This window comes from Bordetella genomosp. 8, assembly GCF_002119685.1.
GTDB lineage: Bacteria > Pseudomonadota > Gammaproteobacteria > Burkholderiales > Burkholderiaceae_B > Bordetella_C.
On sequence record NZ_CP021108.1, the window covers coordinates 4,837,815 to 4,851,088 of the forward strand.

Here is a 13,274-nt window from a genome sequence, read left to right on the forward strand (position 1 = left end):
GGCTTTCCTTAAGGTTGGCCGCAAGCGAATAGCCCCGTCATGGGGCTATTCGTGTTTGGCCGCACCCGCCGCTACCTGACCGCAGGGCAAATGGCCGTGTCGCATCCACGCCACTCAGCGGCAGCCCGACCCGCTGCGGGCTTCGACGGCCGGCGGGACTTCATGCGTATTGCCAGCGAACCGGCGTATCTTCTGCGCCACATCCGCCGTCGGCGGCTCGTAGGCATAGCAATACGGCGGCGCGGGCACATCCTCGGGACGGTAGTCCTCCAGCACCGGCTTGGCGTCGCCCAGGTACAGATTGTCCTTCACGCGCAGGAAGGCCTTGAAATCCCGCTCATAACCGAAGGCGGCCTTCGACTTCTCGAAATTGCGGCGATCGGATCCCCCGTTGGGCAGGGCGCTTCTCTGCGGCGCGGTCGGGATGTACTTGCAGTAGTTCACCTTGACGCCTTCGACCGTGGGGAAGAATTCCGGCTCCATGCACTTGCGCTGCGCCACGTTGCTGAACATATTTCCCTCGACCAGCGCGCGGGCTTCCAGGCTGAAGCTCATCCCGTAGAAATCCCAGTTTTCCACCAGGTTGTTGAACAGGTGGAACGTGCCGAATTGCGCCCGGGGATTGCGCTGCACGGTGTTGAAGAAGTAATTGTGGTGCAGCGTCACCCGCGCGATCTTGTCACGCTCGTAGTTCCGGTACAGATCCTTCGAGGTAATGTTATTGAGCAACATGACCTTGTCCGAGTCGTGAAACTTCGTCCATGACACCGTGACGTCGGTCGAACCGTTCTTCACGTTCAACAGCCGGTCCGACATGCGCGACAGATCCATGTGGTCCACCCACACGTCCTGGCTGCCATTGGCCACATTCACCGCCTGCGTCAGCCGGCTGAAACGGCCGTCTATCGTCAGGTGCGTCAGGATCACGTTCCGGCTGCCATAGACGCCCAATCCGTCATCGATCAAGGTGACCTGCCGGCCACGCCCGTCGATCGTCACGTTGGCGGGCACGCGCAGCTGCGACGCCAGCACGATGGTCATGTCCGAGGCGAAGCGTATCCACGTGGCGCCCTTGGCGTGCTGCAAGGCCGCGCGCAGGGTTCCGGGGCCCGCATCCTTGTCCGACGTCACCTCGACGAATTTCCCGCCCAGGCCACCCGTGGCATTGCGTCCATAGCCTTGCCGCTGCTGCAATAGCGACGCTACCGCGGGGCAGTGCTCATCGGGAATACGGCAGGTGTCCTCCGCAGCGGCGATGCCGCCATACGACACAACGAAAACGGCAACGAAAGCAAGCAGCCAGCGCATCATCCTGTTCTCCTTCATGCGTACGCCTGGGCGGTCAGGAAGCCGACATACCAGGGCAGCGCCTGCACCATCCCGCGCCGCAGGTCGACCAGCGGGACGTAGCCGATGCCCGCTTGCGCCTTGGACACGTCGGCCTGCGAATGGCGCACGTCGCCGGCACGGAAGGGGCGGTACTCGGGCGCAAGTCCATACTCGAAGCCACGCGACGCCAGCCCGTCACGGATGATGCCGAACAGATCGTTGAGCGTCGTGCGGCCGCCGACCGCGACGTTGTACACCTCGCTTGCCTCGGCGGCCTGCCGCAATGCCGCGCGCAGATTGGCCTGCACGACATTTCCGATGAAGCAGAAATCACGGCTCGTTTCGCCGTCGCCGTTGATCTGCACGGGCTGGCGCTGGATCATGGACGCAATCCATTTCGGGATCACCGCCGCGTACGCACCGTCCGGATCCTGCCGCGGGCCGAACACGTTGAAGTAGCGCAGGCCCGTCGACGCATAACCATAGGTCCGTGCATACACGTCCGCATAGATCTCGTCCATGAGCTTGGTCGCCGCATAAGGCGACAATGGCTTGCCGATCCTGTCTTCGCGCTTCGGCAGGTTGGGCTCGTCGCCGTAGGTCGAACTGGACGCGGCATAGACGAAACCCCGGATCGATGCGCGCCGAGCGGCGTCCAGCATGTTCAGGAAACCCGAGACGTTCACCTCGTGAGACGTCAGCGGATCCTTCACGGAGCGCGGTACGGAGCCCAGGGCGGCCTGGTGCAGCACGTAGTCGACGCCGGCCACGGCGCGCTCGCAGGCGCCGATGTCGCGGATGTCCGCCTCATGCAGCGCGAAGCGCACCCAGCGATCCTCGCCGACATTCCTGCGAACCTCGTCAAGGTTGCGCCGGTGCCCCGTCGAAAAATTGTCCAGTCCGCGCACGTCCTGGCCGAGCAGCAGCAAGGTTTCCACCAGATTGGAGCCGATGAATCCGGCCGCGCCGGTCACCAGCCAGCAGCGCCGCCGCGCCAGCAGCGCATCGCGCAGGTCGCGCTGGGTATCGTCGAGCAGCCATGGCGGCAGTGTCGTATCGCCTTGCAAGCCGGTTGTGTTCGTCATGTCATCGAGTCCTGTTGGTCCGCGGAACGATCGGGCGTCTTGACGTGGCGCCAGATTCCGCCGCTCAGGCGCAGGTTCTCCGGCGCGCCCGCCAGATGTTCCCTGAGCCGTTCGAAATATGCCTGCCGCCACCGCAGCGCGTACGCCTCGGCATCCTCGCCGGCCGCGGCTTCAGGCAGCATTTCCAAGGTGAAAGCCACCCGTCCGTTTTCCCAGCGTGGCGCGTAGAACACCGAAGGCACGCGCAGCCGATGCGCCATATGGGATGCGAAAGCCGAGTAGGTCACCTCCTGGCCTTCGAAGATCGTGCGCGGCGCCGCCGGGTTCGCGGCGCCGTCGATGGCGATGCACAGCACATACCCCGACCCGAGCGCCCGCATGCAGGCCTTGGCCACCTGCGCTTCGCTCTGGTCGGCGGTGGAGATCAAGGCCTCCGCATAGCTGGTCCGCGCGATATTGGGCGCGGTCGCCAGCCAGCGCGACGGGATGCCCACCAGTTCCAGCGCCATGAGGCCGGCATACATGGGTCCCACGTGCGCGGTGGCGACCACGACGCCGCGTCCGGCCGCCAGCAAGGGCGCGAAGAAGCGTTCGCCGCTGTCCAGTTCGCCGAGCAGCGCCATGGCCTCTTCCACCCGTTCTTCGCGGCACTCGATCCAGTCGAACAGCAGATGGTCAACGAGATGGCCCCAGCGCGCCGCGCGTTCCCATTGCGGCCGGTCCACGTCCGCCCGGCCGCGCAGGGACCAGGCCCAGTCCAGCCGGGCCTGGGGTATCGGCGCGCTGTCGATGCGGTCCTGCAAGCCGTCCAGCGCTTCCTGGAAGCTGTCGGGCAGCCGCTCGCCACGCCGTGACACGTATTGCCGGAACAGGTCCTCGGCCTCCTGCGTGCGGCCGGCCTGCGAAAGCGCCGCGATCGCCGAACGCTGCCAGAGCAGGTTGTCCGGGGACTTCCGGTGCACGCTCAGGAACTGCTCGGCTGCCTCCGCGTACTGCATCGAATACCGCAGCGCGCGCGCATGGAGCACCCGCGTCTGGTCCAGGTCCGGCGCCAGTTCCACCGCCTGCCGGAGCGGTTCCACCGCCGCCTTGTAGCGTCCGGCCCGCAGCAATGTCTCGCCGTACAGAGACAGCAGCCTGACGTCGCGCGGTGCGGCGCGCAGGCCGGCCTCGAAGTGGCCGGCCGCATGCACCTTGCGATCTTCGTCCGATCCGCGCCGGACATAGGCAAGCCCGAGATAGGTGCGCAGTGCCGGGCTGTCGTGGCCAGCGCCCAGCGCTGCCTCGCCGAAGCTGATGGCAGCCTCCGTCCTGCGATCCTCATACAAGGCTCGCACCGCCATCGCCGCCACACGTTCGTTGGGCAGACTGGCCGCATGCAGAAGTCCGGCCATGCGCGCCGCGGCCGCCATGTCGCCATCGCGCATGCAGGCCAGCATCCAGAAATGCGCCTCACCCGGCTCGTTCGCCACGGTGTCCTCGGTGGCGCGCGCGACCTCGGCCGCGTCGGCCACGCGCCCCGCCTGCAGGCGCAGCTGGATGCGCGCGGCATGCAGCGATGCGCTTTCGGGCTGGATGCCGGCGGCCGCATCGGCCTCGGCGATCGCCCGTTCCCATTGCTCCGTCCGTCCCAGCAGGCTGGCGAGCAGGCGCCGCTCGTCAACCTGCGACGGATACGCGGCGACCAGCACATCGAGCGCGGCGATCGCGGCCGCGAAGGCGCCCTCGCGCACATAAGGCGATACCAGCAGGCGCCGTACATCGCGCCGGCCGTCCGCGGCCCGCACCAGGGCCGGGTCCAGCGCCTGTATCGCGGCGACGGGTTCAGCCGACGCGCGAATCTGCCTGATGGCATCGACCAGCCGGGATGCATCGCCGGATGCCGTGTCACGCCTTTCCGCATCTCGATCAGCCAGGATATCAACCATGACGCAACCCCCTCAGCAAAGCCAGAGCTATACGGGTGATGAACATCAGCACGAAGCCGACCGCCAGGGCTTCCAGCAACAGGATCGGCATGCGCGGACTGCTGGGACGGTCCGTGGGCACGGGCTGCGCGATGATGGACAGATAGCGCTGCAAGCGCAGGGCATCCACCATGGCCTGCTGGTAGGACTGCTGCGCCAGGGTCAGGTTCGAATCGGCGAACACCTGCGCATTGCGCAATCCTTCGTACGACTTCAGTTGCCGCGCCTCGGTATTGCCCTGGCCGCTCAGGCGATGGCGTAGCGCGACCAGCCGCTTCTGCAAGGCGGCGACCTGCAACTCGGCCGGCGCGAGCATGGGATGGTCCTTGTTGCCCAGCGCGCGGATCTTGTCCAGGTTGATCTGCGCGTTGCTCAACTCGCCTTCGAGCTGGCCGGACAGGTTCAGCAGCATCGCCACCGACGCCGTCGGATCGATATTGCCGTGCGCGGTCCGCCAGGCCGTCAGGGCGTCCCGGGCCTCCAGCGCCTTCTGCTCCGCGCGCCTGACGGACTCCAGGCTGACCTTCAGCTTGTCAGCCACGCCCTTCTCGTTCAGCCGGCTCACGAAATCTTCCGCCAGGTGTATCAGCGCCTTCGACAGGACGGCCGCGTCGTCGGGCGAAAACGCGCTGACGCGCAATACGTCGATCTGCTCCAGCACGTTGAAGGAAACCTGGACCGCCGACTGGTAGGCCCGGTAGAGCTCGTCCTCGCTCGCGTCCTCCGACAGTCGATTGATCGGGTCCAGCCCACCATGGGACAGGTAGCGACGCAGGCCGATGGCCTGGTCCAGCTGGCGCATGCAATCGCGCGACTTCAGGAAATCGCTGACCGCCCAGCCGTCCACGAAGCCGCCCAGCATGCCCGCCATGTTGCCGGTGGTGAGCAGGTTCGCCGCACCGCCGCCGCCGGATTGCTGCCCGGCGCCGGATTGCACGAAGAAACGCGACTCGGCCTCGTAGCGCGGCGTCGCGATCAACAACACATAGACCAGGGCCAGCGCCACCGGGGCCAGCACGATGAGCGCACTGACCAGACGATCGCGGCGACGCGCGCGCAGCGCGGCGCGCCGCTCGCGGCCGCGGCGCTCGACCTCCGACTGGGCCTCAGAGACCGAGCTGGCTGTCGCCGAATCCGCTTCCGTAAGCGTCTTCCCCGGCGCTTCCGGACTCGCTCCGGGATCGTCTTGGCGGATACTTGCGGATGCACCCGTCGAGGTCGTCTTCGATTCTGAGCGTGCTTCCTTCATACACTAAGCCTTTGAAGCAATAGTCCGCCATCTGGTTCTGGCGATAACTTGAAAAAATAAGCGTGCGGCCTACCAGGCGCTCCTCGAACAATGCAAGCCAGAGCCGGGTGAAACGGCAAGGCTCGAACGGTATCGCCCCCTCGATCACATACACATCGAACGCGGGCGCCAGCGCCAGCGCGAACGAGAACTCCTGCCTCGCATAAAGTGGCCAGTGCTCCATGGGACTGGACAACCACTTGGGATCGCTGACCAGGTCGGCAACCAGCTCCACGGTGTCGTCGGCGTCGAGTTCGTACATCTCGGATACGAACTCGATCATGCTCAGGCCGCTGGCCTTCCCGCGGATGAAACCTTGCCGGCCGATCGCCCAGGAAACGCTGCCGTCGTGCCTGACGTAGCCATGGCGCGGCGGACGCAAGCGGCACAGCACGTCGATGACCTGCCGGTGCAGCTCCGGCGTGGGCGACAGCAGCGCATAGCGTCCGACGGGCAGATCCAGATCGACGCCGGCCAGCAGCGTCTGCCGGCTGCCGAAGGCATAGGGTTCGTCGGTGACACCATTCAAATGGATCATCGCGGTTCCTCACATCGGCTGCACATTGCTGCGGGCCAGGCGCTCCGCCGCCAGCGAGATCACCGCCAGGAAAACCAGTGCGGTCAGGAAATAGCTCAAGCTGGCATCCTGTGACTTGTAGCTGTTGAAGTACGCCGAACGCAGTAGCTGCATGCCATGCGCGAACGGCGACCACAGAAAGTAGGGTTTCAGTTGCTCGGGCAATTGCTCCGATACGAAAAAAACCGCCGAAAAGATCTGCAGGAATCGCTCGATCACCGGCGCCAGCCTCAGGAAAAAATGCCAGGCCGTGGCAATGGCGCCGAACAGCACGCCGACGGACGCGCCGCCCAAGGCCATCAGCACCACGAACAGCAGGAAGCCCGACCAGCTGGCCGGCAGGGTGATCCAGCCCAGCGTGCTGCCCGCGCCGATCAGCACGGCGAACACCACCACATACACGGAAACATAGATAAGCGCCTGCACCACCGCCCCCATCAGCGGCGTCACGCCCTGGAAGTTCAACATGCCGCGCGCCGACACATAGCTCGTGCTGCTGCGGAAGACGATCTGGCGAAACATGATCCAGGTGGTCGCCCCCAGCAGCGAGAAGGTCGGCACATCCATCCCCAGGATGTAATGGGTTCCCATCAGGAAATACAGAGACGAAATCAGCGTCAGCAGCACCACCGGGCCGACCAGCGCCCATAACAGGGCAATCCGGCTCTCACCGTGCATCACGCGCAGCTGATAGACGAACATCGGCAACAGCGTGCGCAGCCGAGGCCGTCCCTGGTCGACGTCGCGGCCCGCGGGTGCCCCGTGCAAGGCGCGCAGGCGCGCACGCAGGATCGCCAGGTCGCGCGCCTCGTCCTCGGGCAGCTCGATCCGCAGCGCGATATCGTTGCGCGAAGCATGGCGGCGCGCGCTTTGCGCCTCGTCCTGCAGGCGCCGCCGTTCGCGCCGCTCATGCGCCTGGCCCAGCCGTTCGTCTTCCGCCGCCAGCCTGGCCGGCATATACCCCGGCGCAAACACATCGGCGCCCGCACGGATGTCCAACTCCAGCAGGCGCACCATGATGCGCAGGCGACGCCGGGGAAAATCCGCCGACGTGTCCGCGTAGCCATTGCGCTCGATCTCGGCGTCGAGCTCGGCCTGCACGGCTTCGTACACCGCCCGTCGCGCCGCCACGCTGTCATGCCGCTGGCCGCGCAGCCGCGCGACCAGCCGGGTCAACACCGACGCCGGCGATATGCTGGCGTCGGACAAGGCGGCCAGGTCCAGGCGCCAGGCCGCGATGCCTGCCCCTACCGTATAGCTGCGATCCTGCCGGCGCGCGCGCCAGTCCTTGATGCGGTCCTCATTGCTCGTCGACACGCTACTGGTTCACCGTGTTGCTGGAACCCGAATCGCTGTCGATCGCACGCGTCGCGCTGAAGCCGGCGCTCATGGTGACGCGGAAGGCCGACAGGACCTTCTGCACCTGGGTGAAGGGCGCATCGGAGATATAGATCGCCTGCCCTTCGCGCACGGTGAACTGGCCGGCCAACGCCACCTGTTCCGGACGCGTCAGGTCGAACTGGTAGACGATGGGGAGCGTGTCCGGCGCCCCCTGCGTGCCAGGCTTGGCCGGCGTGAACAGGAACACCGACCGAGGATCCGCGGTCTTGTCGTCCAGGCCCTTGGAATCGCCCAGCGCGTCCAGCACGCTGTAGTTGCGCTTGCTGATGGCGACCCGTCCCTGCGTACCGGCCGCGCCCAGCACGGTCAGGTACTCCCGCGCATCATGGGCGGTAATGACATCGCCCGCGCGCAGCAGGATGTCGTTGTCCTGGTTGCGATACAGGTCCGCCAGGCGCACCGATGCGATCTGCTTGCCCCGGCGCAGCGTGATCACCAACTGCTCGGGATTGGTCTGCACCGGCGCCGCCTGCGCCAGCGCGCTGCTCAACCGCTGCGTGGTCTGCGTGATGGGATACATGCCGGGCTTGGTCAGATTGCCCTGCACCGTCACCATCTGCCCCCGCGCGTCCGCCGCGCGGGTCACGCTGACGTCGGAACCCACGATCAGCTTGCTCAGGCGGGCCACGACGGCGTCGTGCAACTGCGCCAGCGTCATGCCGGCGGCCTTGAACCGGCCGAGTATGGGAACGTACAGATTCCCCATCCGGTCGATTTCCTGCGTGCCGAGCTCGCTCGCGCCGGCGGCGTTGGCGGCGAACACGCCCAGCCCGTCGCGCTCCCAGACCGTGACGTTGATGCCGTCGCCCGGGACGAGGACGTCGAAGGCGACGTCCTGGGCGTCACGATAGGGCGCGGGAAAATCCATCACCTCCGGCATATTGCTTTCGCGCGCCAGGTCCCGGGTCACCGGCATGACGATGACGTCCTTGTCGTCATGCGCCGACGTCATCTCGCTCAACATCGGGCCGGAGCGTGGAAGCTGGCATCCGGCCAGCGCAAGCACGGCGAGCAGCGCCATCGCTGGCGCCGCCCTGCCCCTGGATCGGACCACCATCACGCCTCCATCAAACGCATGGGTCCCATGGCGATACGCTCATCGTTCTGCGATATGCCCATCACCGACACGCACAGGCTCAGGAACTTGTCCAGCATCGCGTTCAGCGAAAACAGGTCGCGCGCCCGTTGCCGGCTGTGCTGCTTCAATACCTCGTTTCCACGCATCTGGTCGACGATGGACTCGATCTTGTCGCAGGCCTCGTTCAGGTCCGGATGATCGAGATCCTCGATCAGGTGGCCCGTGACGTTCTCGACGAAGCACTCGCCAGCGCCGCCGGCGGGCGTCGATACCACCGGCACCCCCAGCAGCTGCGCTTCGATCAGGACGTTGGGCAAGCCTTCGAACCGGGAAAGCAGAACCTTGGCATCCATGCGCGAATACCAGTAGCCGACGTGATTGGACAGCCCGACGAACATCAGCCGGTCCACCACGCCCAGTTCGTCCGCCAGCGCGACCATGTTGTCGAGCAGGCGTCCGTCGCCCACGATGAAGAAGCGCGCCTGCGGTCGCCGCTTCAGGTACATCGCGGCCAGCTTGATCCACAGTTGCGGCCGCTTGTCGGGCTCCAGCCGGAACACGCCGCCGATGGTTTCGGTGGCGTCGGGCGTGGACGCCACGAAGGCCTCCCACTTTCGCTCGTCTTCCGGCGAGGTATCGGTCGGCAACTCAGGGACGCCGTTATAAAGGATATGAAAGCGTTCGAGCGGGATGCCCAGCCACTTTGCATACTCCTGCGCCGCCGCCTTGCTGTTGCTGACGAAATGCACACCGGGAATTTGCGCGAGGGCCTGGTACAGCACCGGATATTCCTCGCGGAAGCGGTCCTTGCGGATATTGGGCGGCAGCCCCCGGAACACCAGGTGTAGGGTGGGCACGCCAGCCAGCAGCGCCGCCAGCGCGCCGAACAGGCAGGTTCCGTCCTGCCACAGGCTGACGACGTCGAACGCGTTCTCGCGCAGCAGCGGCGCCAGGCGGGTCACGCCGTAGTGCACGGGCGGCGGCAATTGTTCGAGCAAGCGGTTCAGGGCGGGATCGGTGACCGTCTGATGCGACGTGGAAATCGCGGGCAGTCCGTTGATCTCCGTGACCGGTATCCGCGCCTTGGCCAGCACGGGCAGGAAGAAATCCAGGCCCTGCTTCTTGCCGGACCCGGCAGGCTCGGTGTGCTGTTTCACCAGCACTTCGACCTTTTCAGGCCGCACCCGCATGAAAGCGGGGCGGCGATCCGCCGCCACCATGCGATCGCCGGACGCGGCCATGCGGTGCAGCTCGCCGGCCAGCCGGGTCAGTTGCCGCTCGGCGCCGCCCGGGCCCAGGCTACCTGTCACCAGTGCGATCGAGACCGCGTTTTCCGCCGGTTCCTCGACCACGCACCGGTTGCGGAAATGCAGGATGGCGTGCTTCATCGACACGATCCTGATGTCCTTGCCCGCCAGGCCCTCTTCCGGTTCGAAACGCCGGTAGAACGCGTAGTCGTTCGCCAGGGCGGTGGCGAGCTCGGCCGCCTTGCTGCCAGGGGCCAGTTGATCCGCGACCGGCCTGATCGTGTCATAGGCGTCCGCCAGCAGGCCACGCTTGCGCAGGCGCTTGGCGAACTCGACGCGCACGTTACGGTCTCCGTGCCGCGCGATCAGGCGCCGGAACAGGGCATCCGACTGCTCGTAGGCCCGGATGTCGCTCAGCAGCTTGGCCCTGGCGAACAACTTGTCCGGATTCCTTGCGGTTGCCGGAAAATAGCGGTTGACCAGTTCCAGGGCTTCGTCGACGTGACGGTCCTTGACCAGGCGGGACGCGCTGTAGCGCACGACCTGCGGATCCTGCGGGCAATCGCGCAGCAGCGCGCTCCACTGCTCCGACATGCCTTCGTTCAGGCCCGCGGCTTCCTTCAGACGCAGGACCAGATAGCGGACCTTGGGGTCGGCCATGTGTCCGGCGGCCAGCGCTTCGGCACGCGCCAGATTGGCCTGCGCCAGTTGCACCCTGCCCGACGCGGCGACGATTTCTTCCAGCTGGGCCTGGACCCGGTGGAGTTCGGCGGTACTGTCGGTACTGTCCTTATGCTCGGCTTCCGCTGGATGGTTCATGCTGCCTTCCTACGGTTGGCTTTCTCGATCCAGACCTGGCACCGCTGGATGTAGTGATCGAACTGATCCGGATTCTCGGAACGCGACTTCAACGCTTCCCAGTAAGGCAAGGCCTGCTCAAAACGGTGCAGGCGCATCGCACCGACCGCCGCGAGCCGCAGACCGATGGCATCGTCGGGCACTAGCTGCACGATCCGCTGGCCCAGGGCCAGGCGTTCGCTCGCGCTCGACGGATCCAGCGCGCGGGCCTCGGCATACAGCACGGCCAGGATGCGCCGCTTCTCGTGGGCCACTTCGGACATTTCCGGCCAGGACTGCGCAATCCGGTCCAGCAGCTGCCAGGCGCCGCGATGGTCGCCGGCGGCCAGTTTCTCGCGCGCCGCGCGTATCGATCGGGGGCCCAGGCGGCCGAGCTGGCGCTCGGCCTCTTCCTTCGCGCCCTGGTCGGCCGACGGATGGGCGAGCACGGCGGTATAGGCATCGATCGCCTCGCCATACCAGCCGCCGCTGAACGCCACCCGGGCGAAATACAGCCGGGTACTGAACTGCGCGGCGTCCTCGGCGGCCGCCAGCTTCAGATGCCGCATCGCGGTCTGCTTGTCGCCCAGCGCATCCGCCGCCCGTCCGCGCATCGCGTCCAGCTCGGGGAAATCGACATGCGCATCGAGCGCGATGTCCGTCAGTTCGATCACTTCCTGGTGATTGCCCGCCAGCAACGCCGAGCGGACGGCCAGGCGCATCGCACGTTCGAAGGCGCGCTGCGCGCGCACGCCGGCCAGGGCGTCCGGGTCGAGCAGGCGGTGCGCGCAGATGCGTTCGGCCGCGTCGCGCAAGCGCCCCTCTTCAAGCGCGCGGGCCCCTTCTTCGGCCCACGTCGCCGACTGCGAGCGCAGCCATGCGCGGACGTCGTCCTGCTCGCTCTTCACCAACCCGCGGGACACGGCCAGACCGGCCGCGGCCACCAGGAAGCCGCGCCAGGATGCTTCCTTGACCAGTTCCAGCGCATCGCCGTCGGCCAGCGCCGGGAACTCCGCCGCCAGCGCGCGCAGCGCGACACGGTCGCCGGCCATCAGATGATGGCGCCACAGCACCGCGTAACCACGTCCATACGAAGGCAGCGCGGCGCGGACCTCTTCGACCCAGCGTATGGCGGCGTCCATCTCGCCGCTTGCCTGCAGCATGGACAGAACGGTGTCGGCCGCCTCCGTCGCCAGCGGATCGTCAGGCGACGAAATGCGGAACAGCTGCCGCCAGCTGCCCAGCGCCTCGTCGACATTACCCAGCTGGCCCGCGCAGATCGCCGCGATGCGCAGGATTTCCGGCGTCTCGATCTCGTCGCCCAGCAGGCCGGCCGCCAGCGAGTAGGCCACGTCGTGGTGGCCCAATTCGAAGTGATTGCGCATCAGTATCTGCTCGGCCTTGCTGCCCGAGGCGATCTCGCCGTCCGCGCTCTGCAACAGGGCGATCGCGCCTTCGTAATCGCCCAGCTCGCCCTGTATGCGCGCCAGCAGCAGCACATGGTCGGGCGTGCCGGGATGACGGCGCAGCACATCGCGCGTGCGCCGGGAGGCCTCGCGCAATTCGCCCGCTTCCCAGACCTTCTCGATGCGCTCGGCGCTGTCGTCGGCGGACAGTTTCGCCACCGTGGGCGCCGGCGTGGAGGCACCCATACGCGGCCGTATGAAGGCCTTGTACCAATCGGCGCACAGGCGCTCGGCAAACAGCTCCGTGTAGTGGGTCAGGTCCAGCCCGCCGTCTTCCATGGCGTCCGCCTGGCCGATCTTGTTCATCAGCGGCGTGGGGTCGTAGCACGGCACGCCGATGCGCTGCGCGCCCGCGCCCACGGACGAGATCAGTTGCTGCCGCTGTTCGATGGGCGCGTTGTCGGGGGTCAACGCATTCACATGCGTGACGAACACCACTTTGTCCTGGCCCAGCAGGTCGACGAGCTCGCGCATATCGCTTTCGATCTCGTCGTCGGTCAGGTCGCGCTTGACGATGCGCGCGAGCAGTTCGCGGTCCTCCGCGGACAGGCTCTTGAACACCGGATCCTTGTCCAGCAGGGCGCGCCGCTCCGCCAGGCCATCGGCGGCGGCCAGCGACCAGAACGTCCTGGTCCGGCCCCGGTCGGCGAAGAACTCGCTGAAATGGCGCGCCAGGTAATTCGACTGTATGGGGTAGCCGTCTATGGTCAGCAACTTGCGCGACGACAACTCGACCATGTAGAGATCGGCCGGCTTGTGCGTGCCGCGGCGCGCCTGCTCGCCATTGGACGGACGGAATATGAGCCGCTGTACGTCGGCGGGAATATCGCGCTTGCCGTACATGAACCGCACCTGCTGCAAGGCCTCCGCGCTGGTGTGCACGAAACCGTAGTTGCGCCCGAGTTGCAGTTTGATCGGGTAGCGCCCCACGGCGTCGCGCAGCGGCGTATGGATCCGGCAGGTTCCCACCGGAGCGATCGTGAAAGCAGTCATTCAGGT

The 13,274-nt window shown here is 66.4% G+C and carries 9 protein-coding genes; all 9 read right to left on the reverse strand.

From position 1 onward, the window contains the following. Positions 1-114: 114 nt before the first annotated feature. Positions 115-1,326, reverse strand: a complete 1,212-nt coding sequence (locus tag CAL12_RS21915; RefSeq protein WP_086066549.1) for a pectate lyase family protein — start codon at positions 1,324-1,326, stop codon at positions 115-117. Further along, the gene (locus CAL12_RS21920) at positions 1,323-2,414 is read right to left on the reverse strand and encodes an SDR family oxidoreductase (RefSeq protein ID WP_086066550.1); all 1,092 of its coding nucleotides are present in this window, start codon (positions 2,412-2,414) and stop codon (positions 1,323-1,325) included. Before CAL12_RS21920 ends, CAL12_RS21915 begins: the two co-directional genes overlap by 4 nt. After that, positions 2,411-4,342: a tetratricopeptide repeat protein gene (locus tag CAL12_RS21925; protein WP_086066551.1), complete on the reverse strand. Its 1,932-nt coding sequence runs from the start codon at positions 4,340-4,342 to the stop codon at positions 2,411-2,413. Before CAL12_RS21925 ends, CAL12_RS21920 begins: the two co-directional genes overlap by 4 nt. Continuing rightward, positions 4,335-5,366, reverse strand: a complete 1,032-nt coding sequence (locus tag CAL12_RS21930; protein ID WP_086068046.1) for a sugar ABC transporter — start codon at positions 5,364-5,366, stop codon at positions 4,335-4,337. Before CAL12_RS21930 ends, CAL12_RS21925 begins: the two co-directional genes overlap by 8 nt. A 121-nt stretch (positions 5,367-5,487) precedes the next feature. Continuing rightward, on the reverse strand, positions 5,488-6,207 hold the full coding sequence (locus CAL12_RS21935) for an ATPase (protein ID WP_086066552.1): 720 nt from the start codon (positions 6,205-6,207) through the stop codon (positions 5,488-5,490). Between the two features lie 9 nt (positions 6,208-6,216). Beyond that, positions 6,217-7,563, reverse strand: coding sequence for an ABC transporter permease (locus CAL12_RS21940; protein ID WP_086066553.1), 1,347 nt, complete (start codon positions 7,561-7,563; stop codon positions 6,217-6,219). A gap of 1 nt (position 7,564) precedes the next feature. Continuing rightward, positions 7,565-8,668 carry a polysaccharide biosynthesis/export family protein gene (locus CAL12_RS21945; protein WP_232464597.1) on the reverse strand — a complete coding sequence of 368 codons (1,104 nt, stop codon included), beginning with the start codon at positions 8,666-8,668 and terminating at the stop codon, positions 7,565-7,567. A 35-nt stretch (positions 8,669-8,703) separates the two neighbouring features. Beyond that, positions 8,704-10,791, reverse strand: coding sequence for a glycosyltransferase (locus CAL12_RS21950; protein ID WP_086066555.1), 2,088 nt, complete (start codon positions 10,789-10,791; stop codon positions 8,704-8,706). Beyond that, on the reverse strand, positions 10,788-13,268 hold the full coding sequence (locus CAL12_RS21955; RefSeq protein ID WP_086066556.1) for a hypothetical protein: 2,481 nt from the start codon (positions 13,266-13,268) through the stop codon (positions 10,788-10,790). Before CAL12_RS21955 ends, CAL12_RS21950 begins: the two co-directional genes overlap by 4 nt. Between the last annotated feature and the right edge of the window lie 6 nt (positions 13,269-13,274).

Bases quoted from the DNA above. Each gene is read 5' to 3' on its own strand.
- CAL12_RS21945 (WP_232464597.1), bottom strand. From the start codon at position 8,668: ATGGCGCTGCTCGCCGTGCTTGCGCTGGCCGGATGCCAGCTTCCACGC.
- CAL12_RS21920 (WP_086066550.1), bottom strand. From the start codon at position 2,414: ATGACGAACACAACCGGCTTGCAAGGCGATACGACACTGCCGCCATGG.
- CAL12_RS21915 (WP_086066549.1), bottom strand. From the start codon at position 1,326: ATGAAGGAGAACAGGATGATGCGCTGGCTGCTTGCTTTCGTTGCCGTT.
- CAL12_RS21935 (WP_086066552.1), bottom strand. From the start codon at position 6,207: ATGATCCATTTGAATGGTGTCACCGACGAACCCTATGCCTTCGGCAGC.
- CAL12_RS21955 (WP_086066556.1), bottom strand. From the start codon at position 13,268: ATGACTGCTTTCACGATCGCTCCGGTGGGAACCTGCCGGATCCATACG.
- CAL12_RS21925 (WP_086066551.1), bottom strand. From the start codon at position 4,342: ATGGTTGATATCCTGGCTGATCGAGATGCGGAAAGGCGTGACACGGCA.
- CAL12_RS21950 (WP_086066555.1), bottom strand. From the start codon at position 10,791: ATGAACCATCCAGCGGAAGCCGAGCATAAGGACAGTACCGACAGTACC.